We start from the raw sequence: 16,447 nt of genomic DNA, 5'->3' as shown, positions 1-16,447 counted from the left end.
CGTCAACTAGCAATTAATTTTGTCAACTCTTTTTTGATGTCTACCCCCCTCAAAATCAGTTTCAAGAAAAACTTTAGCCATTTCTTTAGCCAACTTTAAATCCACAAAACGAGCCGGAATACAAATTACATTGGCATTATTGTGTTGACGAGCTAAGGCGGCTAGCTCTGTGTTCCAAGTAAGTGCAGCCCGAATTCCTTGGTGCTTGTTGGCCGTCATGCAAACACCATTACCACTTCCGCAAATGGCAATTCCTAAGTCTAGTTCACCAGCTTCAACTTTAGCAGCCATTGGATGAATGTAGTCAGGATAGTCTACCGAGTCTGTTGAGTTAGGCCCAAAGTCGGTAACCTTAAAGCCTAAACCCTCCAAGTAAGGTATAATTTCACTTTTGTATTCAAAACCTGCGTGGTCTCCACCAATCCCTATATTTTTCATGCTTTCTTTTTTTCGTTTGATTTTTCCACCCCTCTAGAAACTAAAATACTAACTTCATATAGTCCTATAATTGGTATTGCAATAAGTATCTGACTCATTACATCGGGCGGAGTGATAATTGCTGAAATTACTAAAATTGCTACAAATGCGTGTTTTCTATATCGCTTCATCAGTGCTGGGCTAGCTAAACCAGCCTTTGTCATAAAGTATGAAATAACAGGCAACTGAAACATAAACCCACAAGCGAGAGAGAGCATAATGAGCATATTCAAAATTGATTTTATATCGATCAAGTTTTGAATTGAATCTGACAGTGTATAATTGGCTAGAAAATTAATAGATAGCGGAGTAATGATAAAGTATCCAAATGCCACTCCAGTAAGAAATAAAAAGGATACAACCAATACTGCACCACGTGAAGCATTTTTTTCTGAACTTCTAAGACCGGGTTTTACAAAACGCCAAATCTCCCAGAAAACATAAGGAAAGGCTACAATTAACCCTATTACGGCAGAAGAAGTAATACTCATTACAAACTGCCCAGTAATCTCCCTGTTTTGGAGCGAAATTGGAATTTCATCAAGGCACAACGCAGGGGATCTAAGCATTTCTGCCAACTCACATAGCTTTTGGTAAGTCCAAAAGTCAGATTTAGTTGGCCCCAAAATAACAACATCCCAAATGTATCCTTGAAATATATAGGCTGTGATCATTAAGACAGCTATAGCAATCACGGATCGCACCAAGTGCCACCTTAGCTCTTCAAGATGGTCTAAAAAACCCATCTCTGATTTGTCGTCTAGCTGATCTAGTGCCAATTAATTAAGCCTGAAAAAGTGGAAAATCTCGCATCCATGAATTAACATCCCCACGAATTGCGCTTAGTTTCGAATCATTATCATGGTTCAAAAGAGCTTGATCAATCATCTCTACAATTCGCTCCATATCTGACTCTACCAAACCTCGTGAGGTAATTGCCGCAGTACCAATTCTCATTCCTGATGTTACAAAAGGAGATTTGTCATCGAATGGAACCATATTTTTATTGATAGTGATATCTGCTTTGCCCAAAGTAGCCTCAGCTATTTTTCCAGTAAGACCCTTACTTCTAAGGTCAATCAGCATCATATGATTATCTGTTCCGCCAGAAATGATCTTATAACCTGAATTAATAAAGGCCTTTGCCATTACATTGGCATTCTTCTTTACTTGAAGAATGTAATCCATATACTGATCGCTTAGAGCTTCTCCAAATGAAACTGCTTTTGCTGCAATAACATGCTCCAAAGGGCCACCTTGGGTACCAGGGAAAACTCCAGAATCAAGCAATTGAGACATCATTCGTACTTCGCCTTTTGGAGTTGTTATTCCCCAAGGGTTTTCGAAATCTTTACCCATCATAATCAAACCACCTCTTGGTCCTCTAAGGGTTTTATGAGTAGTGGTAGTAACAATATGACAATGCTCCAATGGGTCATTCAATATTCCCCTTGCAATTAAACCAGACGGATGCGAAATGTCGGCCAAAAGGAGGGCTCCAACTTTATCTGCTATTTCACGAAGACGTTTATAATCCCAATCTCTACTATAAGCAGATGCACCACAAATAATCATTTGAGGTCTTTCTTCTAAGGCAGTAGTTTCAACTTTGTCCCAATCGATCAGCCCCGTTTCTTGTTCAACTCCATAAAAGGAAGGCTGATATAGTTTTCCTGAAAAATTTACAGGAGAACCATGGGTAAGGTGACCTCCATGTGATAGATCAAAACCCAGTATTTTGTCTCCAGCCTTTAAGCATGCTAGCATTACAGCAGCATTAGCCTGCGCGCCAGAATGCGGTTGAACATTCGCCCACTGAGCTCCGAACAATTCTTTGATTCTTGAAATTGCTAACGATTCGACCTCATCCACAACCTCACAACCACCGTAATATCTTTTTCCAGGTAGTCCTTCTGCATACTTGTTGGTAAGTACCGAACCCATGGCTTCCATGACTTGATCTGATACATAGTTTTCCGAAGCAATTAATTCAAGGCCTTCGGTTTGTCTGTGACGTTCTTTTTTAATAAGATCGAAAATGAGCTGGTCTCTTTGCATGGCTATGGGTGTTGTTTTCGCCAAAAATAGGGTAACATGTTCTAATTACCAACCAAGGTAGCCTAGCAAATGAATTTAAAAAAAGAAAGAGGTGAGAATGCTATTTTTGAATGCCAACAACTTCCAAAATTGTATCAATCACTTGGATATGAGTAAATGGCTTTCCTATGTATCCGCTCATACCGCAGTCTTCAATTTCAGCCTTAACATCATTGTAGCTATATGTTGTATAAGCCAATATGGGTACAGGGTTGTTTTTATATTCTTCTGTTTCCCTAATCAGTTTGGTAGCGGCAAAACCATCGATACCAGGCATATGCAAATCCATTAGGATTAGCTGTATTGGTGTTGATTTGAAAACTGTTAAAGATTCTTCAGCACTAAGGCATTTAAAAGAGGTGCCTCCAAATTTAGCTAGAGTCTTGTCAGCAACTGTTAGGTTAATAGGATTATCATCAACAACCAAAATGTTGATGTCTTCTAGTAATTTCCGATCAGATTGATTCACAGCAAATGAAGGCTCATTAGAAAAGCTGTCCTCCATTAAGTGAATCTTATCGTCTATCAAATAGTATGATGTCCCTTTCAATTGCAAAATGTCTCTTTTAACTTTAATGATTTAAAAAGGCAAAGGTCACCCTTGAAAACCTATTAATTTTAATTTTTTAAAAAAAATCACTTTAAAATCGAAAAAAGTTATAGTTCTTAGGGTTGCAATATAGAAATTAGCAGGTAGGTTATTTGCCTATTTTACCCCAAAAAAGCAGGGTTTTAAAAAAAAATAAAAAAAAATCACTTTTCAAGGGTGACCTTTGGGGTTTTAAATCATTAATAAGAGAAGGCATGAGCGAAAGCAGTCTTATTGTGAGACTAAAGCGCGGTGATCAGCAAGCACTTGAACAGATATATTCTGACTATAGGCAAAGCTTTATCGCGTACATCACAAACACTCATAACTGTTCAGAAGAGCAAGCTGTAGATATATACCAGCATGCTATTTTGTCTTTCTACGAGAATGTTGTAGATGGCAGTTTTGAGGAGATGAACGCTGCTGGAATCAAAACATACCTTTATTCCATTGGAAAAAATAAGTTGCTTGGTGATTTAAGGAAGAAGACCAAAATCACATTTCAAGGGAAATTTAATGATGATGATCTTATACTTGAAGATGACGATTTCGAAGTGGAAAAAATCGAAAAGTATGATAAAGTCCGTGAGATCATCAGTTCAATGGGAGATCCTTGTAAACGAATCTTAGAGTTATTCTATTTCAACAAGCTTCCCAATGAGGAAATAGCTGAAATAATGGGTTACAATAACGCTAAGACCGTTAAAAATTTGAAATACAAGTGTATTCAAAGGATAAAGAAACTAATAGAAGAGTAAATTCCGATGAAAGAGAATTTAGATTTAATTGATGCTTATTTGAATGGCAATCTCGATACCAAAGAGATGCTGGATTTCGATGATAGGCTAAAAAGTGACCCTGAGTTTCAATTGGAATTTCAAGAAGCAAAACTCATCAAAAATATTATAAGAGAAGAAGTTAGATCGAAAGTACTTCAATCTTTAAAAGACCAAGAAGCCTCAATTGAAAAACGACAAATAACTAAAACCCACACTACTATGAAAAAATACATTTCGATTGCAGCTTCGCTGCTTTTGATTGTATCACTAAGTTACTTTGGTTTCTTTAGCGGTACATCAGAGGTTGATGGCGCAAAGATTTTCGGACAATATTACCAAGCGTATACCAATATCGCGTCAGGTATTGAAAGAGGGTCAGCTGTTGACTTAACAAATTTAAAGAACCAAGCTTATTATGCTTACGATTTAGGCAGTTACGAAGAAGCTGAAAGAGGGCTTTCTCAGTTGGTTGAAACTGAAAAAAATGCTGAGAACTATTTTTATTTAGGTATTACTCATATTGAAACAGGAGATATCGAAGCAGCTAAAAATGATTTGAATATTGTCCTGAATAATTACTCAGAGTATAATGAGCAAGCACAATGGTATTTAGCTCTTACACTTTTGAAAGACGGAGAAACGGACGAAGGATTGTCTAACCTTGTTGACTTAAGTGTTAAAGGAGAATCATACAAAGAGAAAAGTCTTGAAATTCTTAAAGAAAAATTTGGTCTTAAGAGTTTTGATGAAACTAACCCAGTTGTAGTGGTTGAAACTACTACTAGACCAGAAGGTGACTTAGGAGGAATGGATGCCCCTGATGGTTCATTTGTTGACAAACGCCAAGTGCAGTTTGGAGAAGTTATGAACCCTAATACAGGAGAAGTATTCGACTTTTTCAATGACAGACCAATAAGAGGTCTTAGAGAAGGTGATGTTATTCAGTGCATTGTTCTGACAAGAGGTAAAAAAGGTAAGAAAGGCTACGCGTTCTTACTAGGCTAAAATAGAATAATTAGAATTCCATATACACACATATACACACACTTTAAAACGTCTCAATTTATTTTGAGACGTTTTTTGTTTTATCCCGTTTGTGCTTAATTTTCTGTTATTCCTACTCTTTCTATTAGAGACCTAGTAAATGATAGTCTTGCTGTCATGTCATTATGGAAGAGGGAAAAAGACCTTCTGAAATTGAAGCGTCAATGTCTTAAAGAGCAATTGGGTTTACCTGAATTATGAACAAAAGCTTTCAAGGAGCTTTAAATGAAAGTACTCCCGCAATCATCTTAAGCCGCTGTTGCTAACTAAGTTTGGGCGTTTGACTATTTCAGAAAATGTGAGACTCAAACTAAATTACTTTTCGAAGAGTACTTTCATGATTTGAATGGTGAACAAACTCTTGCTACGAGTAAAAGCGTGAAGTGCTGGAATGACAGTAGGATGTAGCGCCTTGTTGATAGAGAAAGAAAGGCAAGGAATTGCGCTTCCTTGCCTTCATTAAAGTGTTATTTCAAAGAGGTTGCTCGCTCTAGTCTTACTCCTCTGAGTTTTTGGATCTCATCGTAAATGATATCTCCTGAGGAAGGGCGAGGGGCATTTGATGAATGAATTTTACCATCCTTGTCAATAAGCAAATATCTAGGTATTCCTCTTATTTGATACTTTTCAGTAATGGATGTGTCCCAGCCATTACCGCCAAACAGCTGAATTCCATCAAGTTCATTTTTTGCCAAAAAATTGACCCATTTCTCTTTATCCTTCGCCTCATCAACCGATACATAAAGCCATTTTACATCTTTAGCGTCTTCCAGTCTTTTTTTCAATGCCTTGTAACTAGGAAACTCACTAATGCAGGGGCCACACCAAGTAGCCCAAACATCAACATATACTACACTTCCTTTTAGGCTACTTAAAGATACCATTTCTCCATTGAGTGACTCATATTCAAAATCTGGAGCTACATTTCCTTTTCTTAAAGGTTCCCATTTTTCGTAAGCTGCATTGATCTGATCAACTTGATTGTAGTTGGGGTAAGACTTTACAAAGTCTTCTTTAATATCCCATGCACCATCAATACCCAATGCCATGGTCAAGGAGCTCACATAGGAGCCTAACATATATGCTTTATAAGCATCCGGGATGTTTTTGTTGGTTTTGGTAAACTCATAGATTTTCGACCAGTTGTCTGGAATGGAATACCATGGAGTATCTCCTAAATCTCCTAGCTGATCTATTCCCTTACTGGTAACATATGAGGAAATTAAATTGGAAAATTCAGCTGATGCTAGAGCTTTGGCATCGAAGACAAAAGCTTGACTGTAGAAATCGGCTTTCCCAGGCACTGAAAAGTCTGCTTCTCCTTCCTCTTTTTTGTAAGCATTGTAATAGCTACCATATAAGTTCATCTCATTTACTTTACTGGCAAACAGGTGTGCTTCTAGAACTATTTCAAAGTCTTTAGATAGGTTGTTGGTTTTCGTTTCTACAATAGTTCTTTTCTTTTCAGTTAGTTCATCGAGCTCTTGTTTAAAGGTGTCCCAGTCTAAAGAATATTGGCGGTGATCTAGCTCTTCATATTTATCAGAAAACTCTTGATCGAGTGTTGCTAGCTGATCAAAAATTTGCGGATAAACCGCGCCTTCTCCTTCATAAGAAAATACTGGAGTTTTGTCATCCATTTTAACTTTCACAGTTAATGATTTGCCAGGAGTGACATATAATGGCTTATAAAAATTACCCGAGAGGCTTATGGTTTTGGGTTCGTCAACTTTAACTTCCGTGGCGTAACTTCCGTTTTCATCAAGAGTGAATGAGTAAGCTGCTTCAGTACCAAATGAAGAAGTATGAATAGAGTATTCTTGCTCTAAATTTGGGTCTTCAACTTGAAGGGTAAATAAAAAGGAGTTTTCTTTCTTCTCTTGACAAGAAAAAAGTCCAATACAAAGAAATAGTAACATGAGTCTTTTGGTATTCATAGCATTAGAATTGAGTTGATAGAATAAGAATCAATTTACAGAAAATATAATTAATTGATAGAAAGCGTTTAATTTCATGACAATAGAGTTTTGGAGCTTACAGAGGCTGAATGAGATGACCAAAAAAGGTGAGGGTGTTCGCCTTGAGTTTAAGAAGAAAGCCAACTTTCCAGATAAAATAGCCAAAGAACTGGTCGCTTTTGCCAATACCCAAGGCGGGATACTTCTTCTTGGGGTAGATGATGATGGTACCGTCTCAGGTACTCGTGATATAGAGGGCGAAGTTTTTGTGCTAGAGCAAGCCATTGATAGCCTAATCTGGCCAAGACTGAATTACTCTTTGCAGACTCTAAAACTGAATGAGAAGAAAGGGATAGCTGTTTTGCAAGTTGAAAAGGGCGATAAATTGCCTTTACAGTTAAGAGATAGTCCAGATACCAGAGCAGGAAAAGTCTACGTTAGGGTTGGAGAACAGAGCTTACAGGCCAGTAAGGAAATGCGAGAAATTTTAAGAAGACGAGTGAAAGCTAAAGACACTCAGTTTACCTTTGGCGAAAAGGAAAGAAAGTTGATGGAGCTCTTAGAGAGCAATTCAGCCATTACGCTTACTGAGTATGCCAAGGCAGCTAATCTATCAAATTTTATGGCTTCCAGAACCTTAATAAAATTGGTACTTTCTAATGTGGTTGAAATTCAGCCTGAAGAAGGACAAGATTTATATTTCAGGAAATAGTGTTTTATAGAATTTGGAATAAGAATTGATCAATGGAGATCGACAAAACGAATAGTATTATGAAAATCAAAAGTTTAATAACCGCATTTTTAGTTGCAGGTGTATTCTTTTCAACGCAGGCCATTGCCCAAAAGAAGGAAAAATATGATGTAAAGAAAGCTCAGAAGACCATTACTGAATTCAAAAAAGTTGACAGTGGTTTAGAGACCTTCTTTGAAAACTCATTTGGCTATGCTGTTTTTCCTTCAATCGGGAAAGGAGCGATTGGAATTGGAGGGGCTGCTGGAAAAGGTATTGTGTACAAGCAAGGCGATATGATTGGAGGATCTAACATGACTCAAATTACAGTGGGTTTCCAGTTGGGTGGACAAGAATATAGCGAGGTCATTTTCTTTGAAGATGCAGATAGCTTCAATAGATTTATTAACAACAAATATCAGTTTGCAGCCCAGGTTTCAGCTGTAGCGTTGAAGTCTGGAATATCGGCAGACGCAAGCTATACAGATGGTGTAGCAGTTTTTACCCAAGCCAAAGGTGGATTAATGTATGAGGCCTCAGTTGGTGGGCAAAAGTTTAAGTTCGTTCCAGAAAATGAAATGAAGTAAAAGAAAAACATATTCTTTACCGAATTGAAGGGATTGCCTATAACCAACAAGGCAATCCCTTCTTTTTTGTTGTCCTGTTGCCATTCATCATGAGAATTGTACGACTTTGAAACATCAACAGTGAACTTCGGTTTTCCCTTCTATTTTTACCTTTTGATTAAACTATTCTAAAAATGAAAAAGCTATTTAAGTTATTTTTTATTGCCTCCGTTTTTATTGCTTCTGGCCAACTATCAATTGCCCAACAGCCCGACAACCAATCTGGTGTTACGGAACTGTATGACTACTCAGTCAACCTGAGGGCTGATTATGGGAGCCTTTCTCGTTTTTATTTCATTGAAAACTCCCCTGAAAGAAGAGATCGTTTTGAAAGCTTTTTCAAAGACCAGTTATCAAAACTTGAAAAGTTTAATTTCAATAAACTTTCTACAGGAGGGCAGGTAGACTACTTGCTCCAGAAGCGCTTTATTGATGAGAACCTTTTCGATTTATCGGTAGAAGAAAAAGAAGTAAGCCAGCTAAAAAGATGGCTTAGCCCTGCTGAGTCACTTTATGAACTAGAGAAAAAGAGAAGAAGAGGTTTGCATTTGGATAGTGAAAAAGTTGCGGCAGACCTGAATGACATTGTAAAAAAATTGAAAACGGCTTCTTCTGAATTAAAGAAAGAGAACCCGACTTTTTCAAGAGAACTAACCCGAAGAGCAGAAAGAACCATTCGCGGACAGAAGCGTGCTTTGAAGAGTGTTTTTGATTTCTACAAGGGGTACGATCCTCAGTTTACTTGGTGGGTAACCAAGCCTTACGAAGTGTTGGACAAAGCTTTGGACGATTATTCTAAATTACTAAGTGCGCAGGTAGACAAATCAACTTTGCCAAAAGATGATGGCAGTGGAATTATAGGTAACCCAATTGGAAGAGAGGAATTAATTAGACAATTGAAGTACGAAATGATTCCTTATTCACCAGAACAGTTGGTGGATATCGCCAATAAGGAATTTGCATGGGCCGATGCGGAATTGTTAAAAGCCTCAAGAGAAATGGGCTTTGGCGATGACTGGAGAGCAGCACAGGAGAAAGTAAAAATGTCCTTCGTACCAGAAGGTCATCAGCCTGAGGCAATGCTAAAACTCTATAATGAGTCGGTAGATTTTTTGAAGAAGAATAACTTGCTTACCATTCCTCCTATTGCAGAAGAAACCTGGAGAATGAGCATGATTTCACCAGCAAGGCAATTGATCAGTCCTTTCTTTTTGGGAGGAGAAACACTTCAAATTTCTTATCCAACGGATGAAATGAACCATGAAGATAAACTGATGAGTATGCGGGGCAATAACCCTCATTTTTCTCGTGCTACAGTTCATCATGAGCTAATTGCAGGTCATCATCTTCAAGGATTTATGAACAACCGAAACAAGGAATACCGTTCTTATGGTACCCCTTTTTGGACAGAAGGCTGGGCGCTTTACTGGGAGCTTTTACTTTGGGATATGGATTTTCCACAATCACCAGAAGACCGCATAGGAATGCTTTTTTGGAGAATGCACCGTTCTGCAAGAATCATCTTCTCACTTAATTACCATTTAGGCGAATGGACTCCTCAGCAGTGTATTGACTTTTTGGTTGACAGAGTGGGGCACGAACGCGCAAATGCAGAAGGTGAGGTCAGACGTTCTTTTGAAGGCAACTATGGGCCACTTTATCAATTGGCATATATGACAGGAGGATTGCAGTTCTATGCTTTAAAGAAGGAACTAGTAGAAAGTGGTAAAATGACCATTAAGGAGTTTCACGATGCAGTATTAAGAGAAAATAGCATGCCTGTAGAAATGGTACGCGCCATATTAACCAACCAGCGCTTAAAGGAGGATTTTAAAAGCAGCTGGATGTTTTACAATAAATAATTAGCAAGCCGAAAATTAACGATGAGTCAATTCTTAAAGGAGTTGAGGACTAGATTATTAAACGAGTATTTAATTTTTACCTTTGCGCCTGACTTTAAAATTAAACGATTATGAAAAACATACTTTCTATTGGCTTGGTAATTCTATTGGCCACGGCTATTGGATGTAGCGATGACAACGGTACTATGCCTATTGCACAAATGAAAACCCAGCAAGATAGCTTAAGCTATGCTTACGGTGTTCAGATTGCAGAAATGCTAAAGCAGCAAAACAAAACCTTAGACGCTGACATGGTAGCGGCTGCTGTAAAAGAAGCTTTGGCCGATACAGCTCAACTCTCTTTACAACAGTGTCAAGAAATTCTGATTGCCGACCAACAGAGAGCAATGGCAGGTGTAAAAGAAGAAGGTGAGGCTTTTTTGGCTGAAAACGCATCTAAGCCAGGTGTACAATCAACTGGTAGCGGCTTGCAATATAAAATCATTGAAGAAGGAACGGGGGCATCTCCAAAAGCTGAAAATCAAGTAACAGTACACTATACTGGTAAACTTTTGGATGGCACTGTATTCGACAGTTCTGTTGGCGGAGAACCAATTACCTTTGGTTTAAATCAAGTAATTCCAGGATGGACAGAAGGTGTTCAGTTGATGAAAAAAGGAGGTAAAATTGAGTTATACATTCCTTCAGACTTGGCTTATGGGCCAAACGGTGCTGGTGGTGTAATTCCTCCAAACGCCACTTTGATCTTCGAAGTTGAGTTGATCGACTTCAAGTAATCTGTAGAAACTAAGATTTTGAAAGCCTTCTCGATTTTCGGGAAGGCTTTCTTGTTTTCTAAGGAGAAACGAATATTTCCGCCATCATTTCTACAATCAAAATTTTATTCTATACATTTGCGCTACCGCAAGGGTTTCCTGAAAGCTTCGGTTTTCGGAATTAAAAGGGAATCGGGTGTAAATCCCGGACAGTCCCAGCTGCTGTAATCCTACAAAAAAGTGTGTCGCACTTTGCCACTGTTTCAGAATTTGGAACGGGAAGGCGCAATACACTAGGAAAGTCAGAAGACCTGCCATTGCAAAGTTCAACTAAACCACCCTCTGAGGAAGGGCAATAGCATGAAGAAAACTGAAAAACGCAATGCGCACCGTGGGGCGGTATATACCCTGCTGTGTTTCCTAATGGTTGGCTTTTTCGCCTGCCAATCCAACTCCAAAAATCAATCTGATTTTCCAGATTTCGATCCTAAAAAGGATTATTTTCCAGAGAAGGTTTCTATAGACCATTCCATTGGTTTTGATATTGAGTACCATAACAACTACAAAACGCTTCACCTCTTTAGACACTATAATGATGTAGTCGATACGGTGAGTTTCCTTTTGGTTCAAAGAGGAACGCCAGCTCCAGAAAGAGTTGACTTACCTGTTATTTCCATTCCTGTACAGAAAGCGGTTTCATTGTCTACCACGCATCTGGGAATGTTCAAAATACTCGATGCATTTGATCAGCTCAAAGGAATTGAAAGAAAGCAATACGTGAGTAATCCTACCGTAATCGAAATGGTAGATGCTGGAAAAATAATAGAAGTAGAACCCTCAGGTACTTTAAATGTAGAAACTATTATAGACATGGAGACTGAAGTGGTTTTAGGTGTCGGTTATCCAAACTCACAAAACGAATCTTTTCAGCAGCTTCAACGCCTGAATATTCCAGTAGTCCTCAATGCAGATTGGCAAGAAATTGATTTGCTAGGTAGAGCAGAATGGGTAAAACTGTTGGCTGTTTTGCTTAATAAAGAAGCACTTGTCAACCAAAAGTTTGCTGAGATTGAAGAAGAATTTCAGTCCGTTTTAGACCTTATTGCAGAAAAGGTAAAAGAAGCCCCATTAACTATTACCGGAATTGCTCAGGGCGATGCATGGCATGTTTCTGGCGGCAAGAGCTTTGCTTATAATATGTTGAAAATAGCTAGAGCCGACTATCCTTGGAAAGACGACAACTCTACTGGTAGCATTAAATTGAGCTTTGAAACCGTATATGAAATAGGCTTGAATGCCGATTTTTGGATTGCACCAGGTAGCGCCAGAACATTAGAGAATATACGTGAAAGAGACCCACGTTATATGGATTTCAAATCCTATAAAAACAAAACGATCTACAATGTTTTTGGTCGAAATACCGAAGGTGGGGGCAATGACTATTACGAAACTGGTGTTATTGAGCCTCATATTGTATTAAAGGATGTTGTGAAAATCTTTCATCCCGAACTTCTTCCAGACCACCAGTTGGTATACTACAATCAGCTGAAGTAAGCTTTTAAATCCCTCTTATTATGAATGAGATCACTCAAGGAAAACGCCTTAGAGCGAAATCGTTGACCCTATTAGGGTTAATGCTTATCGTGCTTTTTTTGCTCGACATCGGTTTGGGTTCGGTGCGAATTCCTGTGAGTGAGGTAGTGAAAACCCTTTTGGGTCAAGAGATTGACAACAGTGGCTGGCAAGGGATTATTCTGAAAATAAGACTACCAAGAGCAGTAACGGCAATTTTAGCTGGGGCTGCACTTTCGCTGGGAGGGCTTCAAATGCAAACATTATTCAGAAATCCGTTAGCGGGGCCTTCGGTACTAGGCATTACTGCTGGAGCTAGTTTAGGAGTTGCCGCTGTTATGTTGGCTGCGGGTACAGTAACCACTACTTTTTCCATTCGCGAATTAGGAGTGGATGGAAGCTGGCTCATCATTATTGCTTCAACTTTAGGTGCTGCATTGGTACTGGTACTCATTTTGGGTATTTCATTTAAAATTAGAGACAATGTAGTGATGTTGATCGTTGGCCTTATGGTAGCCAATATTACTATCGCAGTCGTCAGCATTTGGCAATTTTTTAGCAACCCCGAACAAATTCAAGAATACATTTTATGGACTTTTGGTAGTCTTGGCGGAGTTACCAATGAGCAGCTTGGTGCATTAGTAGCCATAGTGGCAACAGGCGTTGTACTTACATTCTTCCTTTCCAAAACATTGAATGCATTGCTTTTGGGCGAAGATTATGCACAAAGTATGGGGCTCAATGTAAAGTGGGCGAGGGTAGCTATAATAGCCACCACCAGTATTTTGGCGGGCGCCATCACGGGTTTCTGTGGTCCAATTGGTTTTGTGGGTATAGCAGTACCACACCTTTCGCGCAGCTTCTTAAACACCTCCGACCACCGCACTTTAGTACCTACCTGTGCACTTATTGGTGGAATCTTAATGTTGGTTTGCGACATCATTTCTCAAGTACCTGGCAGCCAAACAGTACTGCCTGTCAATGCCATAACAGCCATTATCGGTTCGCCCATTGTCATCTGGATCATTGTTAAACGCAAGAACCTAAAAGCTTCTTTTTAAAGACGGAATAATGAAAGAGATGAGAACGATACTTAGCACCAAAAACCTCACGGTAGGTTATAAAGGGAAAAAAGAAGCAAAGCCTGTTTTGTCAAACCTCAATTTGAGTTTACAAAAAGGGAAGCTTACCTGCTTGCTTGGCACTAACGGTGCTGGTAAATCTACTTTGATGCGCACTATTGGGGGTATTCAGAAACCACTCGATGGCGAGGTTTTTATGCAAGGAAAAGCCATTCAATCTATTGATGCTAAAAGTCTTTCGAAACAACTAAGCCTAGTATTGACAGATAGGATTGCACCCGGAAACCTCACGGTTTATGCCTTGGTTTCCCTAGGCCGTTTTCCCTATACCAGTTGGCTAGGAACATTGAGCCAAGAAGACAAAGACATCATTTTTATGGCCATGGAGGCCACGGGAATTCTTGAGTTTGCCAATAAACACATTGGAGAATTGAGTGATGGAGAAAGGCAGAAGGTAATGATTGCTCGAACACTGGCGCAAAACACAGAGGTCATTTTTTTAGATGAGCCCACCGCCCACTTAGACCTTCCGAACAGAATGGAGATTTTTCATTTACTGCGTGAACTGGCAGTTAAGGAAGACAAGGCCATTTTACTTACTACCCACGAATTGGATATGGCCTTGGCCAATGCCGATCACCTTTGGCTCATAAATCAGAACCAAACCATTGACTCGGGATTACCAGAAGATTTGGTATTGAATGGAGCACTGGAAGAAGCATTTAAGCGAGAGCAACTTCAATTCGATTATGAGTTAGGAAGCTTCAAACGAATTTCAACCCAAGTAAAAAGAAAAGTAAAGTTAGAAGGAGATACCATTTTAAAACGCTGGACAAAAAGCGCTTTAGAAAGGGCAGGATATGAAATCACTCAGAAACCCTCTGAAATAGAAATTCAAATTTCAGGCACATTAAAAGCACCGCTTTGGCACCTGAATTACAACGACACTACCTATAGAACAATTCAAGAATTATTAATTCAAATCAACAATCAATGAAAACTATTTTTAGAAAACTAAGTGTTGCGGCACTGACAATTTTGACGGTTTCGTTTAATCTATTTGCTCAAGAGGAAGGGCAAGTAAGAGACCTAGGCAAAGTTGTAGTTACAGGCAATAAGTTTGAAACACCTATTGAAAAATCGGGGAAGGTGATTTACAAAATTACTGCCGATGAAATCAGTAATTCTCCGGGAAGAACAGTAGCCGATCTTTTAAATCAACTACCAGGAATTAATGTAGATGGAGCCTTTGGTACACTGGGCACCAATTTAGACTATAATATTAGAGGAGGAAGAAATGCTCAAACCTTGATTTTGATTGATGGCTTGCCAATCAATGATCCTTCGTCAATTGCCAACGACTACGACTTAAGATTGCTGAATGCACAAGCCGTGGAATACATAGAAGTTTTGAAAGGTGCAGCAAGTACTTTGTATGGAACAGGAGCTGCGGCCGGTGTAATCAATATTAAAATGAAAGCACCCTCTACAGAAGTGCCAAAAGTAACCTTATCACAATCAATCGGTTCTTTTAGCACCTCAAATACCAATGCCGATGTGCAAGGTAAAACAGGGAAGTTTAGCTATTTGGTGGCAGGTGCTTTCGCAATTAGCGAAGGAATTTCTGCAGCGCAAGACAATGATCCAGCTACCGATTTCGGCAATGATGGATTTCATCGTTATTCAGGAAGAACCAAATTTGGTTACGATTTTTCCGAGGCGTTTAATTTAGGAGCAAACTTCTCTTATGAAAAATTAAGATCTGATTATGATAATGGAGCCTTTGCCGATGCCGATAATGAATTTACTTTGAAGCAAACCGCCTTTGGCTTAAACCCAAAGCTTAAATACAACAAGGGAAACTTACAGTTGAGATTCAACTACAATCAGATTGAGAGAGACTTCATTTCGGCTTATCCTTCTAAAAGTGAAGGAGAAAACACTCAAGCCGATTTAACCAATGAATACATATTCAGTAGCCGATTAAAGACCATTGTTGGTGTACAGTATCAAGGCTATAAATTTGTAGCGGGCGATGACGAACCAAACGCCACCAACATTGACCCTTATTTGAATTTAGCAGCTGACCTTACTGATGCATTAACCCTCAATGCAGGTGCTAGATTAAACATCAACAGTGAATACGGTTCAAACTTCGTTTACAGTGTTAACCCATCATACTTATTTGATTTAGGCAACGAGAGTAAATTAAAGGCTTTTGGTTCATACTCTACCGCCTTTATTTCGCCTAGCCTATACCAGCTATTTGCGCCATTGTATGGCAATACCGAATTAGAGCCGCAAGAAACGAAATCAGCAGAATTTGGTCTTTCACTTTACCTAGGCAATAACTTTACAGTAAACGCTGAATACTTTAAACGCGAAGAAGAGAACGCTATAGATTTCGTGTCGAGGTTTGATCAGTCAGGAAATTACGTTGGTGGAGGTTATGCCAATGTAACTGGAGTAAGAGAAATAGAAGGTTACGAGATTGATTTCCAGTGGCAAATTATTGAGCCACTTTCATTCAGCGGACATCTGGCTTCTTATCAGTTTGGAAACCCAGCTCAATTTTACAGAATTCCTGATTTAAAATTAGGTTTCAATACACGTTATGCCATTACATCAAATACAAGTGTTGGAGTAAACTATACTCGTTTTGGCGAACGTGAAGCTGCTATTTTCTCCGATCCTTATTTGGTGAAGCTTGAAGCCTACAACATGGTAGACTTATCTATTTCGCATAAACTGTTTGATGGTACACTCACCCTCTCTGGAACAGTAAATAACTTATTGGATGAAGATTTTGTGGGTGTTTATGGTTTCACTACTCGCCCTGCAAACTTCACTATTGGCATAACTGGTTCACTGTAATC

Annotated in this window: 15 protein-coding genes and 1 riboswitch; of the genes, 10 read left to right on the top strand and 5 right to left on the bottom strand. The window is 38.9% G+C overall.

The annotated features are described in order from the left end of the window. Positions 1-6: 6 nt before the first annotated feature. From rpiB to AAC026_RS01310, 4 genes are all read right to left on the bottom strand, one after another. Entirely contained in the window at positions 7-438 is a 432-nt protein-coding gene (gene rpiB, locus AAC026_RS01325) for a ribose 5-phosphate isomerase B (RefSeq protein WP_339607099.1), read from the bottom strand. Further along, the gene (tatC, locus tag AAC026_RS01320; protein WP_339694377.1) at positions 435-1,256 is read right to left on the bottom strand and encodes a twin-arginine translocase subunit TatC; all 822 of its coding nucleotides are present in this window, start codon (positions 1,254-1,256) and stop codon (positions 435-437) included. Before tatC ends, rpiB begins: the two co-directional genes overlap by 4 nt. A gap of 4 nt (positions 1,257-1,260) precedes the next feature. Then, the gene (gene glyA, locus AAC026_RS01315) at positions 1,261-2,535 is read right to left on the bottom strand and encodes a serine hydroxymethyltransferase (protein ID WP_339694375.1); all 1,275 of its coding nucleotides are present in this window, start codon (positions 2,533-2,535) and stop codon (positions 1,261-1,263) included. A gap of 100 nt (positions 2,536-2,635) precedes the next feature. Next, the gene (locus AAC026_RS01310; RefSeq protein WP_339607102.1) at positions 2,636-3,130 is read right to left on the bottom strand and encodes a response regulator; all 495 of its coding nucleotides are present in this window, start codon (positions 3,128-3,130) and stop codon (positions 2,636-2,638) included. Positions 3,131-3,378: 248 nt separating this feature from the next. Between AAC026_RS01310 and AAC026_RS01305 the strand changes: the two genes are divergently transcribed. Both AAC026_RS01305 and AAC026_RS01300 read left to right on the top strand, forming a co-directional pair. Then, complete coding sequence (locus AAC026_RS01305; RefSeq protein ID WP_339607103.1) at positions 3,379-3,921, top strand: sigma-70 family RNA polymerase sigma factor; 543 nt, start codon at positions 3,379-3,381, stop codon at positions 3,919-3,921. Positions 3,922-3,927: 6 nt separating this feature from the next. Then, a complete protein-coding gene (locus AAC026_RS01300) occupies positions 3,928-4,947 on the top strand; it encodes a hypothetical protein (protein WP_339607104.1) in 1,020 nt (339 codons plus the stop codon). A gap of 506 nt (positions 4,948-5,453) precedes the next feature. Here the strand turns inward: AAC026_RS01300 and AAC026_RS01295 are convergent. Next, complete coding sequence (locus AAC026_RS01295; RefSeq protein WP_339694372.1) at positions 5,454-6,923, bottom strand: TlpA disulfide reductase family protein; 1,470 nt, start codon at positions 6,921-6,923, stop codon at positions 5,454-5,456. Between the two features lie 76 nt (positions 6,924-6,999). On the opposite strand from AAC026_RS01295, the gene AAC026_RS01290 reads away from it, so the two are divergent. From AAC026_RS01290 to AAC026_RS01255, 8 genes are all read left to right on the top strand, one after another. Next, positions 7,000-7,656 (top strand): ATP-binding protein, encoded by a 657-nt coding sequence (locus AAC026_RS01290; RefSeq protein ID WP_339694369.1) that lies wholly within the window; start codon positions 7,000-7,002, stop codon positions 7,654-7,656. Positions 7,657-7,715: 59 nt separating this feature from the next. Then, a complete protein-coding gene (locus tag AAC026_RS01285) occupies positions 7,716-8,261 on the top strand; it encodes a YSC84-related protein (RefSeq protein ID WP_339694366.1) in 546 nt (181 codons plus the stop codon). 173 nt (positions 8,262-8,434) lie between these two features. Continuing rightward, the gene (locus AAC026_RS01280) at positions 8,435-10,162 is read left to right on the top strand and encodes a DUF885 family protein (protein ID WP_339694364.1); all 1,728 of its coding nucleotides are present in this window, start codon (positions 8,435-8,437) and stop codon (positions 10,160-10,162) included. 110 nt (positions 10,163-10,272) lie between these two features. Further along, a complete protein-coding gene (locus tag AAC026_RS01275; protein ID WP_339607109.1) occupies positions 10,273-10,938 on the top strand; it encodes an FKBP-type peptidyl-prolyl cis-trans isomerase in 666 nt (221 codons plus the stop codon). 114 nt (positions 10,939-11,052) lie between these two features. After that, positions 11,053-11,251: riboswitch (cobalamin riboswitch) on the top strand. A 26-nt stretch (positions 11,252-11,277) separates the two neighbouring features. Continuing rightward, a complete protein-coding gene (locus tag AAC026_RS01270; protein ID WP_339694361.1) occupies positions 11,278-12,471 on the top strand; it encodes an ABC transporter substrate-binding protein in 1,194 nt (397 codons plus the stop codon). Between the two features lie 20 nt (positions 12,472-12,491). Beyond that, a complete protein-coding gene (locus AAC026_RS01265; protein ID WP_339607111.1) occupies positions 12,492-13,550 on the top strand; it encodes an iron ABC transporter permease in 1,059 nt (352 codons plus the stop codon). A gap of 10 nt (positions 13,551-13,560) precedes the next feature. Next, positions 13,561-14,568 carry an ABC transporter ATP-binding protein gene (locus AAC026_RS01260; RefSeq protein ID WP_339607112.1) on the top strand — a complete coding sequence of 336 codons (1,008 nt, stop codon included), beginning with the start codon at positions 13,561-13,563 and terminating at the stop codon, positions 14,566-14,568. Beyond that, positions 14,565-16,445, top strand: a complete 1,881-nt coding sequence (locus AAC026_RS01255) for a TonB-dependent receptor plug domain-containing protein (protein WP_339694358.1) — start codon at positions 14,565-14,567, stop codon at positions 16,443-16,445. The genes AAC026_RS01260 and AAC026_RS01255 overlap by 4 nt, the downstream gene beginning before the upstream one ends. Positions 16,446-16,447 lie beyond the last annotated feature (2 nt).

The organism is uncultured Roseivirga sp., assembly GCF_963973945.1.
Taxonomy (GTDB): domain Bacteria; phylum Bacteroidota; class Bacteroidia; order Cytophagales; family Cyclobacteriaceae; genus Roseivirga.
The sequence above is the reverse complement of the archived record's forward strand: the minus strand, read 5'-3'. Positions and strand labels throughout refer to the sequence as shown.

Coding starts and splice junctions, on each gene's coding strand:
- AAC026_RS01280 (WP_339694364.1), top strand. CDS start 8,435: ATGAAAAAGCTATTTAAGTTATTTTTTATTGCCTCCGTTTTTATTGCT.
- AAC026_RS01305 (WP_339607103.1), top strand. CDS start 3,379: ATGAGCGAAAGCAGTCTTATTGTGAGACTAAAGCGCGGTGATCAGCAA.
- AAC026_RS01275 (WP_339607109.1), top strand. CDS start 10,273: ATGAAAAACATACTTTCTATTGGCTTGGTAATTCTATTGGCCACGGCT.
- AAC026_RS01295 (WP_339694372.1), bottom strand. CDS start 6,923: ATGAATACCAAAAGACTCATGTTACTATTTCTTTGTATTGGACTTTTT.
- AAC026_RS01255 (WP_339694358.1), top strand. CDS start 14,565: ATGAAAACTATTTTTAGAAAACTAAGTGTTGCGGCACTGACAATTTTG.
- AAC026_RS01270 (WP_339694361.1), top strand. CDS start 11,278: ATGAAGAAAACTGAAAAACGCAATGCGCACCGTGGGGCGGTATATACC.
- AAC026_RS01285 (WP_339694366.1), top strand. CDS start 7,716: ATGAAAATCAAAAGTTTAATAACCGCATTTTTAGTTGCAGGTGTATTC.
- AAC026_RS01300 (WP_339607104.1), top strand. CDS start 3,928: ATGAAAGAGAATTTAGATTTAATTGATGCTTATTTGAATGGCAATCTC.
- AAC026_RS01260 (WP_339607112.1), top strand. CDS start 13,561: ATGAAAGAGATGAGAACGATACTTAGCACCAAAAACCTCACGGTAGGT.
- rpiB (WP_339607099.1), bottom strand. CDS start 438: ATGAAAAATATAGGGATTGGTGGAGACCACGCAGGTTTTGAATACAAA.
- AAC026_RS01265 (WP_339607111.1), top strand. CDS start 12,492: ATGAATGAGATCACTCAAGGAAAACGCCTTAGAGCGAAATCGTTGACC.
- glyA (WP_339694375.1), bottom strand. CDS start 2,535: ATGCAAAGAGACCAGCTCATTTTCGATCTTATTAAAAAAGAACGTCAC.
- AAC026_RS01290 (WP_339694369.1), top strand. CDS start 7,000: ATGACAATAGAGTTTTGGAGCTTACAGAGGCTGAATGAGATGACCAAA.